At 44.8% G+C, this 16,766-nt stretch carries 17 protein-coding genes and 1 other RNA gene; 8 read left to right on the top strand and 10 right to left on the bottom strand.

The window, feature by feature from the left end; genetic code table 11:
- Positions 1 to 32 precede the first annotated feature (32 nt).
- Genes Q8W40_RS25840 through Q8W40_RS25830 form a run of 3 tightly spaced genes read right to left on the bottom strand, consistent with a single transcriptional unit; the run spans position 33 to position 3,010 of the window.
- Positions 33 to 1,247 (bottom strand): FAD-dependent 2-octaprenylphenol hydroxylase, encoded by a 1,215-nt coding sequence (locus Q8W40_RS25840; protein WP_305401365.1) that lies wholly within the window; start codon positions 1,245 to 1,247, stop codon positions 33 to 35.
- A 1-nt stretch (position 1,248) separates the two neighbouring features.
- The gene (ubiH, locus tag Q8W40_RS25835; RefSeq protein ID WP_305401364.1) at positions 1,249 to 2,427 is read right to left on the bottom strand and encodes a 2-octaprenyl-6-methoxyphenyl hydroxylase; all 1,179 of its coding nucleotides are present in this window, start codon (positions 2,425 to 2,427) and stop codon (positions 1,249 to 1,251) included.
- A 13-nt stretch (positions 2,428 to 2,440) separates the two neighbouring features.
- Positions 2,441 to 3,010 (bottom strand): YecA/YgfB family protein, encoded by a 570-nt coding sequence (locus Q8W40_RS25830; protein ID WP_305401363.1) that lies wholly within the window; start codon positions 3,008 to 3,010, stop codon positions 2,441 to 2,443.
- Between the two features lie 237 nt (positions 3,011 to 3,247).
- On the opposite strand from Q8W40_RS25830, the gene zapA reads away from it, so the two are divergent.
- From zapA to serA, 5 genes are all read left to right on the top strand, one after another.
- A complete protein-coding gene (gene zapA, locus Q8W40_RS25825; RefSeq protein ID WP_101112543.1) occupies positions 3,248 to 3,550 on the top strand; it encodes a cell division protein ZapA in 303 nt (100 codons plus the stop codon).
- A gap of 4 nt (positions 3,551 to 3,554) precedes the next feature.
- Positions 3,555 to 3,738, top strand: a non-coding RNA gene (gene ssrS / locus Q8W40_RS25820) — 6S RNA.
- Positions 3,739 to 3,741: 3 nt separating this feature from the next.
- Positions 3,742 to 4,365 (top strand): 5-formyltetrahydrofolate cyclo-ligase, encoded by a 624-nt coding sequence (locus Q8W40_RS25815; RefSeq protein WP_305401362.1) that lies wholly within the window; start codon positions 3,742 to 3,744, stop codon positions 4,363 to 4,365.
- A 121-nt stretch (positions 4,366 to 4,486) separates the two neighbouring features.
- Positions 4,487 to 5,143 (top strand): ribose-5-phosphate isomerase RpiA, encoded by a 657-nt coding sequence (gene rpiA / locus Q8W40_RS25810; RefSeq protein WP_101112544.1) that lies wholly within the window; start codon positions 4,487 to 4,489, stop codon positions 5,141 to 5,143.
- A gap of 254 nt (positions 5,144 to 5,397) precedes the next feature.
- Positions 5,398 to 6,627 (top strand): phosphoglycerate dehydrogenase, encoded by a 1,230-nt coding sequence (serA, locus tag Q8W40_RS25805; protein WP_305401361.1) that lies wholly within the window; start codon positions 5,398 to 5,400, stop codon positions 6,625 to 6,627.
- Positions 6,628 to 6,704: 77 nt separating this feature from the next.
- Here the strand turns inward: serA and Q8W40_RS25800 are convergent, their stop codons facing one another.
- Both Q8W40_RS25800 and Q8W40_RS25795 read right to left on the bottom strand, forming a co-directional pair.
- Complete coding sequence (locus tag Q8W40_RS25800) at positions 6,705 to 7,400, bottom strand: oxidative stress defense protein (RefSeq protein ID WP_305401360.1); 696 nt, start codon at positions 7,398 to 7,400, stop codon at positions 6,705 to 6,707.
- A gap of 82 nt (positions 7,401 to 7,482) precedes the next feature.
- A complete protein-coding gene (locus Q8W40_RS25795) occupies positions 7,483 to 8,379 on the bottom strand; it encodes a LysR family transcriptional regulator ArgP (protein WP_101112547.1) in 897 nt (298 codons plus the stop codon).
- Between the two features lie 137 nt (positions 8,380 to 8,516).
- Between Q8W40_RS25795 and Q8W40_RS25790 the strand changes: the two genes are divergently transcribed.
- Together Q8W40_RS25790 and Q8W40_RS25785 are read left to right on the top strand one after the other, a co-directional pair.
- A complete protein-coding gene (locus Q8W40_RS25790; RefSeq protein WP_305401359.1) occupies positions 8,517 to 9,146 on the top strand; it encodes a LysE/ArgO family amino acid transporter in 630 nt (209 codons plus the stop codon).
- A 27-nt stretch (positions 9,147 to 9,173) separates the two neighbouring features.
- Complete coding sequence (locus tag Q8W40_RS25785; RefSeq protein ID WP_305401358.1) at positions 9,174 to 9,662, top strand: YbaK/EbsC family protein; 489 nt, start codon at positions 9,174 to 9,176, stop codon at positions 9,660 to 9,662.
- A 100-nt stretch (positions 9,663 to 9,762) separates the two neighbouring features.
- On the opposite strand, the gene mscS is transcribed toward Q8W40_RS25785, so the two are convergent.
- The 4 genes from mscS to epd all read right to left on the bottom strand — a co-directional run bounded on the left by mscS (position 9,763) and on the right by epd (position 14,482).
- A complete protein-coding gene (gene mscS, locus Q8W40_RS25780; protein ID WP_305401357.1) occupies positions 9,763 to 10,629 on the bottom strand; it encodes a small-conductance mechanosensitive channel MscS in 867 nt (288 codons plus the stop codon).
- Between the two features lie 298 nt (positions 10,630 to 10,927).
- Positions 10,928 to 12,004 carry a class II fructose-bisphosphate aldolase gene (gene fbaA / locus Q8W40_RS25775; protein ID WP_305401356.1) on the bottom strand — a complete coding sequence of 359 codons (1,077 nt, stop codon included), beginning with the start codon at positions 12,002 to 12,004 and terminating at the stop codon, positions 10,928 to 10,930.
- 152 nt (positions 12,005 to 12,156) lie between these two features.
- Positions 12,157 to 13,317: a phosphoglycerate kinase gene (locus tag Q8W40_RS25770; protein ID WP_305401355.1), complete on the bottom strand. Its 1,161-nt coding sequence runs from the start codon at positions 13,315 to 13,317 to the stop codon at positions 12,157 to 12,159.
- A 127-nt stretch (positions 13,318 to 13,444) separates the two neighbouring features.
- On the bottom strand, positions 13,445 to 14,482 hold the full coding sequence (epd, locus tag Q8W40_RS25765) for an erythrose-4-phosphate dehydrogenase (protein ID WP_305401354.1): 1,038 nt from the start codon (positions 14,480 to 14,482) through the stop codon (positions 13,445 to 13,447).
- A 303-nt stretch (positions 14,483 to 14,785) separates the two neighbouring features.
- Between epd and Q8W40_RS25760 the strand changes: the two genes are divergently transcribed.
- The gene (locus Q8W40_RS25760; protein WP_305401353.1) at positions 14,786 to 15,022 is read left to right on the top strand and encodes a hypothetical protein; all 237 of its coding nucleotides are present in this window, start codon (positions 14,786 to 14,788) and stop codon (positions 15,020 to 15,022) included.
- 58 nt (positions 15,023 to 15,080) lie between these two features.
- Here the strand turns inward: Q8W40_RS25760 and tkt are convergent.
- Positions 15,081 to 16,766, bottom strand: a 1,686-nt coding sequence (gene tkt, locus Q8W40_RS25755; RefSeq protein ID WP_305401351.1) for a transketolase, incomplete at its 5' end; no start/stop codon positions are given.

Genomic DNA, 16,766 nt, shown 5'->3' with positions numbered 1-16,766 from the left:
TTTAATGATTCGTTTTTTAGAGCGTAATTTTCTTAGCGCTTAGCTTTGGTCGCGTCAGGTAAATTTCCTTTCAACCCCATAGCATGCTGTATCAACTCATTTTTGACCAAAGGCACAGTATTACCTATTGTCAAACCAACGCCTCGAACCCATTTCTTGATGGGATGTTCGCCAGAGAATAATTCTTTAAAACCTTGCATAGCTGCAATCATTTTTGCTGCTTCTGCTTTTCTCCAACGTTCAAATGGGCGTAAATTGCGTCTTAGACCAATATCCTCACCGCTTTGCCACAGCCGCTCTACCTCTTGCACCAAACTAGCAGCATCGAGCAAACCTAAGTTTACCCCTTGCCCCGCCAATGGATGGATGGTGTGAGCTGCATCTCCGACCAGCGCGATTCGATCACGCACAAAATCACGCGCGTAACGCATCTTAAGGGGATAGGCTTGCCGCTCCCCTTGCACTTCACATAATCCAAGTTGCCCATCAAAAGCGGTTGCTAGGGCTTTATTGAATTCGGTACTGTCCAAATCCATTAACAGTTCGGCTTTTAAAGGGTCAATAGACCACACAATCGAGCAAAGATTTGGCTCGCCTAAAGGCAAAAATGCCAGAGGTCCGTCCGGTGTAAATATTTGCCGCGCCACACCACCATGAGGTTCTGCCGTCTTGATGTTTGCGACAATAGCGGAATGACCATAATCCCAATGTGTTAATGGAATTTCGGATTTACTACGTAGCCAAGAGTTCGCACCATCAGCCCCTACCAACAACTTAGTCGTAAATGATTGACCAGACTCTAGAGTAACCCATGCTTCCGTCTCTCCCATCACCACATCTTTACATCGTTCTGGTGCGAAAAGAGTGACATTATCTTGGATCTTAACTTGCTCAAGTAAGGCTAACTGAATCACTCTGTTTTCGACGATGTGCCCTAGATCTTTTTGATGGATTTCTGAAGCTGAAAACTCAATCTTCGCGAAACTGTCTTGCTCCCATACCGTCATGGCGTCATACGCCGAAGACCGACGGGCTTCAATGCCAGCCCATGCACCAACATTTTTGAGGATGTTTTCACTGGCCCGGCTCAATGCAGATACACGAACATCTGGCAGTTCATTTAAGTGCTCTTCTGGCAGCTTCCCTTCAACGACAGCAATTCTTAAATCACTGTCTTGAAGTAACGCTGCAACCGTTAGCCCTACCATTCCGCCACCAATGATGGCGATATCAAAACTTTGCATCATATTATCTTTCTACCATACCGAGTGTTCGCGCCAACAAAGGGCTTTTCATCGAACCTAAAGCCTCAAAACCCATCAGTCCAATGTTTCGCCCTACTCTCATTGGAATGAAATCATTCGAAAAGAGATGAACCAGACCAGATGTCAGTTCAATCGTTCGTTTTCTATCTTGTTCTCTTCTCTTTCGATAAGCACTAAGAACGCTATAGTGACCAGGGTCCTTCATATTAACTAAGATTTGTTCTGCAAGGGTCGCCACGTCTCGTATACCCAAGTTGAACCCTTGTCCGGCGATAGGGTGCAAGGTTTGCGCTGCGTTGCCCACAGCAGCAAATCGATGCGATACGATGGGGTCACGGGAACGCAACAGCAACGGGTAAGATGTCCGCTCACCAACTTTTATAAATTGGCCCAATCGCCAGCCAAAGCATTGCTGTAATTTGGCAAGGAATTTCTCATTAGAAAGCTTGGCAACATCTTCAACTGTTTCAGGAGATAAGCACCATACTAATGACATTCGGTTGTCTGACATAGGCAGTAATGCAAGAGGACCCGATTCAGTAAATCGTTCAAACGCACGCCCAAGGTGAGGTTGGGACAAACTGACATTCGCTATCAGTGCAACTTGCTCAAAGTCGTGCTCTTGCAATGGTAAGCCAACATTCTGAGCAGATGGCGACAACGCACCGTCTGCCGCCACGAGCAGCTTCGCTTCAATTGAAGCCCCTGACGACAATGTAACTGTCACCGCATTACTTTCTCTCGACACATTACTCACGGAATCAGGGCAAAGAAAATCAATGTTATCGGCTCTATCCAATAGCGACTGATAAACTCGTCCAACATCCGCCAGTTCAACAACATACCCAAGCGCGTCCAAACTCAGAGCGTGCTTAGTGATATCGGCTAGACCAGCATGCCCTTTGTCGGATACGTTTATATGCTCGATGGGAGTCGTAAAAGGCTGAATTTGCTCCCAGAGCCCGACGTCTTCCAGTATCAACGAAGTGCCATGGGAAAGCGCAATAGAGCGAGAATCAAAGCCAGGGTGGAGAGTATGCTCGACTTGAAAAGGTTCAATAACAGCAATAGACAATGCACCGTTGCTTAGTCGATTCAATGCCAATGCTAGTGTTGCACCCGCCATTGCTCCACCAGCAATGACCACATCATATTGTGTCATTAGGCTTTCCTACTTAGTGAATCGTCGGCTTTTTGTTTTCACTCGGTTTCACACCATACTCGGCATGCACCGTAAATACGCACGCTTTAACGTGCTCGATCACTTGCTCCAGCAAATCGGCTTGCTCTTCTAGATCGTCTTCTTCATCAATGCCCAACTTAGAAATTTCTTCCAAATCACCCAATGCTTCTTTTACATCTACCGGTGCTTTGTTGATCGCTTGATTGGCTAACCCTAAACCAGAAATAAAGTGGTTCACCCATTCAGATAACCCATCAGCGGTAGCAAACAGATCAGAATCCGATTCCGATAACATTAATGTCAATTCAAATTGATCATTTGCCAGCTCACTTAATGTTGCTTTTAGCAAGCTTTCAACAACACCGACGGTACTTATTGGCCAACCTAGCCCATCATTTGTGTAATCAAACAATAGAGGCTGCCAGCTGTTATCGTTAATCGCTAATCCGCCGCTTAGCATTCCAGTCAATAAGCCATGTAACTCAGCGGGTGATACCGCAAGTTGTGCTGTCTTAAGTTCATTAACGAGTTGCGGAAAAGCAGGATAATTCACTTCACTCATAAGGGATTCGCTATAATGTAAGTTAGTTGGGCTAATCCTATCACTTAAGGCGCTTAGCGAAAATGTATAGCTGAACATAGCGTGTTCAATTTGTTGATTTCGTGTGTAGTTAGTCCCGCAATATTAGGAAACAAAGATGGAAGGGCTTGAATCTTAAGGTCGGTTTACCTATAGTTTCCTCCCTGACAGAAGTGAGCTTGTACTCCCTGTCTTTGGTTTGGTCGAGAGTGTACCGTAATGAGTAGTCAAGCAGTTGAAGTTGAAATATTGGGGAAGCTTACGCGAGTGAATTGTCCACCTGGGCAAGAAGAGTCACTGCTAAAAGCCGCCGAAGATTTGAATACGCGATTGAATGAAATGGCGGAAAGAACTAAGGTAACCAATACAGAAAAGCTATTAACGATTGCTGCTTTGAACATCTGTTACGAATTGCAAATCTCTAAGCAAGAAGTACATGGTCAAACCACTGAAATAACAGAGCGAATGGAATTGCTCTCGGCGTCACTAGATGGTGCGCTCAAACAGCTAGGACGCGAATAAAAGTTTTACCCTGGAGTGTGCGTCAGCGGATTTAAGTCCCTGAGCCGATAAGCAATAATTAAGGGTTAGTACTTGAAAACTATTGAGCAAGCTCGGCTCGTACCGAGAAGCCTACGGTTATCATTGCTGATCCGCCTTGAACCAGCTGGTTCAAGGGCCACAATCCTCAACGGCACTCTGGGGTTCCTCATATGAAATCTTTTACTCCTTCAAAAGCATCAGCTGAACAGCGACAATGCATCCGAAAGAACATACGCAGCAAAAGGCGAGAACTTTCCAATGCAGAACAAATCGAAGCCTCTCATTGTTTGCTGACACAACTAAAAAAGCACTCTGGCGCTACCGATGCCAACACCGTCGCACTATATCTTGCCGTTGATGGTGAGCTCGACCTGACACCAGTTATCGAATGGTACTGGAGCATGGGGAAAAAGGTCTGCTTACCCGTGCTTCACCCTTTCTCCAGCGGGCATTTACTTTTCTTAGAATACACACCAAAGACAGATATGATTGCCAATCAATACAAGATTGCAGAGCCCAAGCTGAACATGTCTCAAATCGTACCTGTTAACGAAATTGATATTATCTATACCCCACTAGTCGCGTTTGACGCTCAAGGGCAAAGGCTTGGTATGGGTGGGGGTTACTACGATCGAACCCTAGCGTCTTGGGAAGCGACATCAGGTAATCAGGCAATTGGCTTGGCTCACGATTGCCAGCAAGTTCCTCTTCTTCCAGTGGAAGCTTGGGACATTCCTCTACAAACTATCGTTACCCCTTCAAAAACTTGGCGGTGGAATAGCGTTAAGCCATAAACAAATACGTTAGCTAGTCGAATTCAGTATCAATATATTCACGTAGATCACTGCACCTTTGTATAACTTGCAGGTATAATCGCGCGACTTTAATTTGTTCACCTAAATTCTGGAGAAAGGCATGACTCAAGATGAAATGAAAAAAGCCGCTGGCTGGGCCGCACTGAAGTATGTAGAAAAGGGCAGCATTGTTGGCGTTGGTACGGGTTCGACCGTCAATCACTTCATCGATGCACTTGGCTCAATAAGAGAAGAGATTAAAGGTGCTGTTTCTTCTTCAGAAGCCTCAACCAAAAGGCTGCAAGAGCTTGAGATTGAAATCTTTGAATGCAACGACGTATTCGAGCTAGACGTATACGTTGATGGCGCTGATGAAGTTAACCCAGGTCGCGAAATGATCAAAGGCGGCGGTGCTGCCCTGACGCGTGAAAAGATTGTTGCAGCTATCTCAAAGAAGTTTGTGTGTATTGTTGACGGTACAAAAGCCGTAGACGTATTGGGCGAATTCCCACTTCCAGTGGAAGTGATTCCGATGGCTCGCTCCTATGTTGCAAGAGAGTTGCTCAAGTTAGGCGGAGATCCGGTTTATCGAGAAGGTGTGGTAACAGACAATGGCAACATGATTTTGGATGTGTACGGATTAAAAATAACAAATCCAAAAGATCTAGAAGACAAAATCAATGCGATCGCGGGTGTCGTGACAGTTGGTCTATTCGCACACCGAGGTGCAGATGTCGTGATTACAGGCACGCCTGATGGTGCAAAAATCGAAGAGTAAAACCATACATTTTAGTATTCGATAATTGCATTTTTATGCGATGGTTAGCACTAATTTCCGTCATTTGATTACAAACGGTACCTATAGGTGCCGTTTTCTCTTATTTTTCTTTAAGAAATTATTCCTTATTCCGTAATTTTCTTACCCAAAGCGAATATTTTTTGTTACTTTATTGTTCAATATATACAGAAGGTAAACGTTTGCGTACCTCTTCTGTACTCAGCTTATAGCCCGAAGTTTAAGGACGATAATCAATGGCCAAAGTATCACTGGATAAAGATAAGATAAAAATTCTCCTTCTTGAGGGGCTTCACCCTTCTTCAGTTGAAGTTTTTCAAGGGGCTGGTTACAGCAACATCGAGTATATAAAAGGCTCAATGGCGGAAGAAGATCTGTTAGAGGCCGTTAAAGACGTGCACTTCATTGGTATTCGTTCCCGTACTAACCTGTCGGAAAAAGTATTCCAAGCGGCAGAAAAATTGGTCGCTGTTGGTTGTTTCTGCATCGGAACCAACCAAGTTGATCTTGGCGCTGCGGCAAAACGTGGTATTCCAGTGTTCAACGCCCCTTTCTCCAACACTCGAAGTGTGGCTGAGTTGGTATTGGGTCAAATCCTTCTGTTACTTCGTGGTATCCCTGAAAAGAACGCATTGGCACACCGTGGTATTTGGAAGAAGAGTGCAGACAGTTCTTATGAAGCACGTGGTAAACGTTTAGGTATCATTGGTTACGGTCACATAGGTACTCAACTAGGTATTATTGCTGAAAACTTAGGCATGCGTGTCTACTTCTACGATATTGAGAACAAGCTTTCGTTGGGTAACGCAACCCAAGTTCACACTATGAGTGAACTGCTAAACAAATGTGATGTGATTACGCTGCACGTTCCTGAAACGGACGGTACTAAAAATATGATGGGCGAAGCTGAATTCGCTCGCATGAAGCCAGGCTCTATCTTCATCAATGCTGCTCGTGGTACTGTCGTTGATATACCAGCCCTTGCTTCAGCATTAGAAACCAAACATCTTTCTGGTGCAGCCATCGACGTATTCCCTGTTGAACCAAAAACCAATGCTGACCCGTTTGAGTCTCCATTGCTTAAATACGATAACTGTATCCTGACTCCTCACGTTGGTGGTTCTACGCAAGAAGCACAAGAAAACATTGGTGTTGAAGTTGCAGGGAAACTTGCAAAATACTCAGATAACGGCTCAACACTGTCTAGCGTCAATTTCCCGGAAGTGTCGCTGCCAGAGCACAGAGGAACATCTCGTCTACTGCACATCCATGAAAACCGCCCAGGTATTCTGACGCAAATTAACACCATCTTCGCTAAAGAAGGGATTAACATCGCGGGTCAGTACCTACAAACCAGCTCAGAAATGGGGTACGTGGTTATTGATGTTGAAGCGGATCGCTCTGAAGAAGCCTTACTGAAGCTGAAAGAAATTGAAGGAACTATTCGAGCTCGTATTCTTCACTAATTTCGCATTCTTAGTTAAATTAATAAAAAGGGGGACGCCAACTGGCGTCCCCCTTTTTAGTTTAAAACTTGCGTCGCTTACTCTTTCAGCTTGTAAATCACATCCACTCTATCACGGATAACAATGCTGGAATCTTGATAAGTATTGGATGCCTTCTCTGCCCCAAGAGCCATGCTTCGCATTAGCATCGGACGGTTTGAATTATTGTCGTAACTAATTCTCCAAACGCCACCCACTTCACGCTCAAAACCTTCTGCGAGAAATTTTGCTTTCTGGGTCGCGTCTTTGATTGCCGCCAAACGCGCTTGCTCTTGATACTTGGATTCATCTTTTACTTTCAATTGAATATCGTCAATGCGATTAATCCCATCGCCTAAGGCACCATCAAGATAACTGTTTAAGTTACCTAAGACTTCAACGGTCACCGTGACACTACGGGAAGCTTGATACCCAACCAGTTCGACCTTGCCACTTTTAGGGTAGTGATACTGCGGCGCCAAATACAAATTAGTGCTGGCGATGTTGTCTCTTTTCACTCCAGCAGCGGTTAAACGCTCAACAAAAGAGCTCACAGCTTTATCTACCGCTTGCTTCGCTTGCTCTGCTGTCAACATGGTTTCTACCACTTGAACAGTAAACTCAGCCATATCTGGCACAGCGGTCACTTCGCCGTGCCCCGACGTAGAAATATGCGGAAATGATAGCTCTTCTGCTTTAACAGGAGCCATCATTACTCCCATGAGCAATACACCGATCATCGATAACTTTTTCATGCCGTTCTCCTAAGGGTTCGTCGCTATAATAGACGCTAACATCAGAGATTGATTCCATTCATATTCATATTTGACACAAAGTTTACTGAGGGAGATGTTGTCTCGCATATTGAATAATTGATTGGGATATTTCTTTTAGTACCCCACTCTCTAACTGCCAATGATGCCAATACATGCGGTGAGAGAGGAAAAAACTCGGTGTGATGTCTATCAACACTCCTTGCTTGAGTTCAGATTCAATTTGCTGCCTAGGGATCAAACAATAAGCCACACCACTGATCGCCAATTTAACAAAAGCTTCTGAGCTGCGCACTGTATGCTTCAATACGCTTCCAATGGGTAAATTAAAATGCTGGTGGACAAATCTTTCATGCATATCATCATGCTGATCAAAAGCCACTGCTGGCGCTCGTTTTAGCGCTTCTCTATTCACACCTTCAGGAAAGTACATCTGACAAAAATCTGGACTAGCGACACACAAATAATCCACTCTTCCTAGGTAGTCAGCATCACATCCAGACATTGGTTGAGAATCAAGGCTTATTGCCCCGACCACTTCACCACTTCGAAGCTTATCAATGGTTCTTCCTTCATCATCTACCACCAAATTCAGCTCAATTCGCTTTTGTTTTAGCAGAGGTGACAAGCTAGGTAAAAGCCAAGTTGCAAGGCTATCGGCATTCGTAGCCAAAGCGACAGACAATGGGCGCTCACTGTTTTCAGTGCTAAGCTCGGGCAAAAGCTCCTCTTCTAGTAAGCAAACTCGTCGGTACAGCCCAAGTAATTTTTTTCCAGCTTGAGTCGCTCTGGGAGGTTGCTCCCGAACTAATACGGGCTGTGCCAACCATTTCTCTAACTGTTTAATCCTTTGAGATACAGCCGATTGGGAGATGCATAACTGCTCCGCCGCTCGTTCAAAACCTCTTTGATTAAGCACACTGTCTAGCGCTTCAATCCATCGATAATCTAACCCTCTCATACTTCCCTCTACTTACACACCCAGAATATAAGTTTAACTTATCATTCATTAAAATTATTAGTTTAATTTATTTTCTTATTCCCCTTATCCTTGCGGCTCATTTTTTGATATTTCTATTTTTAAGTAAGGGCAACGTTGTGAACTTCTGGGTGTTATTGCAAGGTTTTGGGTTAGGCGCAACGATGATCATTCCGATTGGGGCGCAGAATGCATATGTGCTGAACCAGGGCATTAAGCGCAATCACCATCTTACAACCGCGACGATCTGTAGCTTATTGGACGTTTTTTTCATCTCTCTAGGCATTTTTGGTGGTGGAGCAATCCTTTCTCAAAACGAATTACTACTTACTTCTGTCACTCTGGGTGGGATCGCGTTTTTAACCATCTATGGTCTTATGTCTCTAAGAAGTGCTTTTGCTCCAGCAGAGCAAAGGGAATCTAACGCCCAAATCACGGCAAGAGGAAAGCGTGCGGTCGTTTTAGGAGCGCTTGCTGTTACTGTTCTTAACCCTCACTTGTATTTAGATACGGTCGTCATTTTGGGCTCTATCGGAGGACAATACGAAGGACAAGATCGTATTGCTTTTGCTGTAGGTACAGTACTGGCGTCGTTTGCTTGGTTTTATAGCTTATCCCTTGGCGCTGCAAAATTAGGTCCTACGCTCTCTAGACCTAAAGTGAAAAAAGGGATTGATATAGGTGTGGCTGTAATGATGTTTACTATTGCGATTATTCTCGCAAATGGGTTGTGGCAGCAATACATGTAGATGCTTGTTAAGACATAAGGATATGACATGGATGTAATTCAACAGATTTACCAAAGGAACATCGACCTTTTAAACGAACTCAACATCCCATTCAATGAATGGCAACATCGACCAATTTTGGATTTTGCGACAGATGAAGCGGTTGCCGAGGAATTGGGCTGGACAGGTACGTTGTCTAAAAGCTTATTTCTGAAAATTAAAGGTAGTGGTTACGCACTTTACTTAACCGATAAAGACAGCCGCCTCAATGCTAAAGGAATTAAAGGGCTTTTAGGCAAACGTGTATCTATCTGTGATAATGAAGAAATGACAGCGAAAACAGGCTGTTTAGCTGGGGCTGTTTGCCCATTCACATTACCCACCTCAGTCCCCATTATTTTGGATACTGCACTTCTGAAACATGACGAGCTGCTTTATACACCTGGGGATCCTGCTGTAACGATTGGAATTAGTGTTGTCTTTTTAGAAAAACTGCTGGAGTCTCTAGAAAACCCGATTTATAAGCTATCTGAATAGCTGACACTCAACATAAATCACAAAACAAGATTCAAAAATAAAGGCGCTTAACTGAGTAAGCGCCTTATTTCAATGGAAGTGTTTTGATCTACAAAGAAAATCAATCAACTTTGTTCAAGTGCACATCCATTTGAGGGAATGGAATTTCGATACCTGCGTCATCAAGCGCTTCTTTAATGGCCTGAAGAGAGTCGAAATATACATTCCAGTAGTCCGCGGTTTTCACCCAAGGACGAACAACAAAGTTAACTGAAGAATCAGCAAGTGCAACCACACCAATGGTCACGCCTGGATCTTTCAGAATACGCTCATCTTTTGCCAATGTTTCGGCAATGATTTCTTGAGTTTTCTTAAGATCAGCGTTGTAAGAAACACCAATAACATGATCAATACGTCGTGTTTGGTGGCGAGAGTAGTTTGTTATTGGACCACCAATAACACCACCGTTAGGCACTACAACCATCTTGTTGTCTGGTGTAGTAAGAACGGTTTGGAAAATCTGGATGGACTCAACAGAACCAGATACGCCGCCAATTTCAACGTAATCGCCCGATTTGAATGGACGGAACGCAACGATAAGTACACCTGCCGCGAAGTTAGACAGAGAGCCTTGCAGTGCCAAACCAACCGCTAAGCCAGCCGCACCAATAACCGCAACTACTGAAGCAGTTTGAACACCCAAACGACCTAATGCCGCAATAAGAACAATAACGAACAACAAGTAACGAACCAGCGCGTGGATAAACTCCACCACCGCTTTATCCATATTCTTCTTCTTCATCACCTTCGCTACGCTGTTTGCGATAGCTTTAACGATAATGTTACCGATAAACAGTATCAGTACTGCTGAAATGATGTTTACACCATATTGAATGATCAGATCTGAGTTGTTTGTCAGCCAAGATTCCATTTTACTGACTCCTCCTGCTAAGTTTAGGTTATCAACCACTGATGGTTCGCTTGCCATTCCTTTTTACCTCTAGGTTTCTTATTTTGAATATGTGTGCCTTATCCAAGTTAGTGACTTCACTAATTTAGGGCGGTGCATCTCTGCGACAGAATTTCGACAAAATATCTTACAATTGAACTCAATGAAAGTCATCGCCACATTAATATTGAGACTACAACTTAAAAACTTGGGCTTTTAGCGAAAGGGTTATGTAATCAATGGAATAACCCTCAACCAACTTTAGCGGGGTTTAAAAAGATAGCAAGCATAAAAAAGCCCGCTCAATGAGCGGGCTTTTCAGTTCAATTCGAAAGAATTAAAGAACGTCTACAGCATTCAGGTCAGCAAATGCTTGCTCAAGGCGAACAACCATTGACGCTTGCGCTGCACGTAGCCATACACGTGGATCGTAGTACTTCTTATTAGGCGCATCATCACCAGTAGGGTTACCAATTTGACCCTGTAGGTAATCGTGCTTGTCCGCTTCGTATGCACGGATACCATCCCAAGTTGCCCACTGAGTATCAGTATCGATGTTCATTTTGATAACACCGTAGCCGATAGACTCTTGAATTTCTTCTTGAGAAGAACCAGAACCACCGTGGAATACGAAGTTTAGAGCGTTAGGTGCAATACCAAACTTCTCTGCACAGTATGCTTGAGAATCACGTAGGATTGTTGGAGTCAGTACAACGTTACCTGGCTTGTATACACCGTGTACGTTACCGAAAGATGCAGCAATAGTGAAACGAGGGCTGATAGCATTCAACTTCTCGTAAGCGTAAGCTACGTCTTCTGGAGAAGTATATAGCTCAGACGCATCCATATCAGAGTTGTCTACGCCGTCTTCTTCACCGCCAGTACAACCTAGCTCGATTTCAAGAGTCATGTCCATTTTAGCCATGCGCTCTAGGTACTTACCAGATATTTCGATGTTTTCTTCTAGAGACTCTTCAGAAAGGTCAATCATGTGTGAAGAGAATAGAGGCTTACCAGTTTGAGCAAAGAACTCTTCACCAGCATCTAGCAGACCGTCGATCCAAGGAAGTAGTTTCTTAGCCGCGTGGTCAGTGTGTAGGATTACTGGTACACCGTAAGCTTCAGCTACAGCGTGTACGTATTTTGCACCAGCAACAGCACCAAGAATTTGTAGACCTTGGCCTTCAAGTTTTAGACCTTTACCTGCGAAGAAAGCAGCACCACCGTTAGAGAACTGAACGATAACTGGCGCTTTAACTTTTGCAGCTGCTTCTAGTACTGCGTTTACAGAGTCAGTACCAATACAGTTAACCGCTGGAAGTGCGAAGTTATTTTCTTTAGCAACTTCAAATACTTTCTGAACGTCATCACCAGTGATAACACCTGGCTTTACGAAGTCGAAGATCTTAGACATGGATGTAATCCTATTTATCTGTCGTTTTAAAATAAAACTGATTAAGTTTAAATTCTTGCAAACGTTTGCTCACAACGCGAGGTATTCTAACAGAGAACCATTTGGCGTGCAGCAAACAAGAAAGCGGGATTCACTCCCGCTTTCAGTTATTCTTACTTAGCGCGCTCTTCAAGCATAGCTACTGCTGGCAGTACTTTACCTTCAACGAATTCAAGGAATGCGCCGCCACCTGTAGAGATGTAAGAAACGTCAGCCTTGATACCGAACTTGTCGATTGCTGCTAGTGTATCGCCGCCACCTGCAACAGAGAAACCTGCAGATTCAGCAATTGCTTTAGAAATACCCGCTGTGCCCGCTTCGAAGTTCTTGAATTCGAATACGCCTACAGGGCCGTTCCAAAGGATAGTTTTTGCGTTGCCGATGATTTCAGCAAGAGCAGCAGTTGAATCTGGACCAAGGTCGAAGATCATGTCGTCGTCTGATACTTCAGAAACGTGTTTGATTTCAGCTTCTGCGTTTTCGTCAAATGCCTTAGCACATGCAACGTCGGTCGCTACCGGAATAGCACACTCTTTCATTAGCTTCTTAGCAGTATCCACTAGGTCTGCTTCGTATAGAGACTTACCTACGTTGTGGCCTTCAGCAGCGATGAATGTGTTTGCGATACCACCACCAACAACAAGTTGGTCTGCAACTTTAGATAGAGACTCAAGAACGGTCAGCTTAGTAGAAACTTTAGAGCCACCAACGATAGCAACCAGTGGACGCTCTGGGTTATCCATAGCTTTACCTAGTGCTTCTAGCTCTGCCGCAAGAAGAGGACCAGCACATGCTACAGGAGCGTGAGTACCAACGCCGTGTGTAGAAGCTTGTGCACGGTGAGCCGTACCGAATGCGTCCATTACGAAGATGTCACATAGAGATGCGTATGCTTTAGATAGTTGTTCTTCGTTTTTCTTTTCGCCTTTGTTGAAGCGAACGTTTTCAAGAACAACAAGTTCACCAGCGTTCAGCTCAAGACCATCTAGGTAGTCTTTAGCTAGTTTAACGTCGCAGTCTAGTGCGTCATTTAAGTAGTTAACTACAGGAGCTAGAGAGAACTCTTCGTTGTATTCGCCTTCAGTAGGACGACCAAGGTGAGAAGTAACCATTACTTTTGCACCAGCTTCTAAGCAAAGCTTGATAGTTGGTAGAGATGCTAGGATACGAGCATCTGAAGTTACTTTACCGTCTTTTACTGGTACGTTTAGGTCAGCACGGATAAATACGCGTTTACCTGCTAGTTCCAGGTCAGTCATCTTGATTACAGACATGATTTGTCCTCTCAATGTTTCAATTTTAAAGTTTGGTAGCCCAGCATCACGCTCAGCCAATAAATTCTTGCTCTGGTGCTTACTTTGGGGCAAAACACATTTATTTCAAGCCCCAAAATTAAAACTTTTACTGCTTTATATAACCCAATTCGTGCATGGTCATCGCAGTATCCAGCATCCGGTTAGCAAAGCCCCATTCGTTATCACACCACACCAACATCTTAACAAGATGTCCGTTGCTCACTCGTGTTTGCGAGCCGTCCACTATGGCACTGTGGGAATCGTGATTGAAGTCGATAGAAACTAACGGCGCCTCAGTATAGTCAACAATGTTGTCTAATGTACACCGAGAAGCGTTAATAATGGTTTGATTTACGTCATTAACTTTCACATTTGTATTTATTGTTACACTCAAATCCATTGCAGTGACGTTTACAGTCGGCACTCGAACCGAAATTGCTTCAAATTTGTTAGAAAATTTCGGGAATATACGTTCAATACCCAAATGCAATTTTGTATCGACTGGAATAATAGATTGGCTGGCTGCTCGAGTACGTCGCAAGTCTGGATGGTACGCATCAATCACTTGCTGATCGTTCATAGATGAATGGATGGTCGTGATGGTTCCCGAATCGATACCAAAGGCATCATCAAGTACCTTTATAATGGGTACGATGCAGTTTGTCGTACAGGATCCATTAGATACCACTTTGTGCTCTGCCGTTATAGATTCATGATTCACACCATAAATAATGGTGTTGTCTAAATCATTAGCACCAGGGTGTGAAAACAGGACTTTCTTGGCACCTGCCGCAATATGTTTTTGCCCGTCGGCTTGAGAGCCATACACACCTGTACAATCCAGTACGATATCGACCTCTATATCTCGCCAAGGAAGTAATTCAATATCTTCTAAATGCAGAATGCGTACAGAATCACGCTCACCGCTCTCGTGATGAATAAAAAGATGCTCTTGGTCGTGAGATATCTTTTTAAAAAATCGACCATGCGAGGTGTCATATTGGAGAAGATGCGCCATGGCTTCTGGTTGCGCTAGCTCATTGACCGCAACCACTTTGATCTGCTGGTTTTTACTGCTTTCATAAACCGCGCGCAACACGTTGCGCCCTATTCGACCAAATCCGTTGATCGCGACTTTTAGCATCTCTGCTGCCCTCACATAAATTGCGTGGTACAGATAGTAACTGATATTACTGAAACTTCACAGGCAGCCATAGTATTATCAGGTCCTTTCTTTCCATAAAAATGACTTGCGGAAAGAATGCTAATCCCTCCCATGAAAGTAGTGGCTGGTCGTAATCTTTGATGTAACAAAGCGACTCTTAAAGTTGAAGTCACTCGCATTCAAATATGCCACTAGTTGTGCTTGTTAACATTAAAGTTTATAAAACCAAGTAACGTTCCTTTGGCGCTTTCTACCCTCATTTTCTCACCAAAGGACAAATACATGACTGAATGGTCTGCCGAACAGTATTGCAATACGTGCCGAAAAACGACATCACATACAGAAACCTTGGTACGCAAGCCAAGTAGTTATGACAGCGATGCTTCATTACTAGGCAGAATAAAACTCTCTCTTCATACCATTATTAATGGCGGCAGTTACTACGATATGGATCGCTATGTCACTTGTAAAACGTGCCATACAAAAGAGCTAAAGAATCAGGGTAACGAATTCGAATAGACATAAAAAAACCGAACCAGCGATGGTTCGGTTTTTTCTTTATAGGCTTGGGAGAGGTTTACGCCAACAGTTCGTTAGCGGTCTCGACTACGTTTTCAACCGTGAAGCCGAACATCTTGAACAGCTCGCCCGCTGGTGCAGATTCGCCGAACGTTGTCATACCGATGATACGACCGTCGAAGCCCACGTACTTGTACCAGAAGTCTGCAATCCCCGCTTCCACTGCAATACGAGCGGTCACGTCTGAAGGCAGTACCGATTCGCGGTAAGCGGCGTCTTGCTTGTCGAACGCATCGGTTGATGGCATAGAAACGACACGTACTTTCTTGCCTGCTGCTGTCAGTTGCGCTGCGGCTTCGATGGTTAACTCAACTTCAGAGCCCGTTGCAATTAAGATTAGCTCTGGCTTGCCATCGCTGTCTTTCAGGATGTAACCACCTTTTGCAATGTCAGCCACTTGTGCCGCGTCACGCTCTTGCTGTGCTAGATTCTGACGAGAGAAGATAAGCGCCGTTGGGCCATCTCTGCGTTCGATAGCCAGTTTCCAAGCCACTGCCGATTCCACTTGGTCACATGGACGCCATGTGCTCATGTTTGGTGTTAGGCGTAGAGAGGCGATTTGCTCAACCGGTTGGTGAGTCGGACCGTCTTCACCCAGACCGATAGAGTCGTGCGTGTACACTTGAATGTTCTGCACTTTCATTAGTGCTGCCATGCGCATCGCGTTACGTGCGTATTCCATGAACATAAGGAAAGTCGCGCCGTATGGTACGAAGCCACCGTGCAGAGCTATACCGTTCATGATGGCTGTCATACCGAACTCACGCACACCGTAGTGGATGTAGTTGCCCGATGCGTCTTCCGCCGTCAGTGATTGAGAGCCCGACCACATGGTCAGGTTTGAAGGCGCAAGGTCAGCCGAGCCGCCCATGAATTCAGGCAAGATAGTCCCGAACGCTTCCAACGCATTTTGCGACGCTTTACGTGACGCAATGTTAGCAGGGTTAGCTTGAAGGTCTGCAATGATTTGGCTTGCTTTCGCTTCCCACTCGGCAGGCAGTTCGTTGTTTACTCGACGTTTGAACTCGGCGGCAAGCTCTGGATATGCTGCTTCATAAGCTGCAAATTTCTCGTTCCACGCTGCTTCCTTAGCTGCGCCTGCTTCTTTCGCAGACCACTCTGCGTAAACTTCCTGCGGAATTTCAAAAGGACCGTGCTCCCAACCTAAAAACTCACGTGCTGCTGCAATTTCTTCATGACCCAATGGCGCGCCGTGACAGTCGTGCGAACCCGACTTGTTTGGCGAACCGAAACCGATGATGGTTTTGGTACAGATAAGGGTTGGACGTGGGTCTGCTTTCGCGGCTTCAATCGCTGAGTTGATGGCGTCGGAATCGTGGCCGTCTACCGCAGGAATGACATGCCAGCCGTACGCTTCAAAACGCTTAGGGGTGTCGTCAGAGAACCAGCCTTCTACTTCACCATCGATAGAAATGCCGTTGTCATCCCAGAAAGCAATCAACTTGCCCAGACCTAGCGTGCCCGCAAGAGAACATGCCTCGTGCGAAATACCTTCCATCAGACAGCCATCGCCCATGAAAGCATAGGTAAAGTGGTCCACGATGTCGTGACCGTCTTTGTTGAACTGCGCGGCAAGCGATTTCTCTGCCAGTGCCATGCCCACGGCGTTAGTGATGCCCTGACCAAGCGGACCTGTCGTGGTCTCGATGCCTGGGGCGTAACC

The organism is Vibrio penaeicida, from assembly GCF_030689305.1.
Lineage (GTDB): Bacteria > Pseudomonadota > Gammaproteobacteria > Enterobacterales > Vibrionaceae > Vibrio > Vibrio penaeicida_B.
Note: the sequence above shows the minus strand (reverse complement) of the source record. Positions and strands in the feature narration are given on the sequence as shown.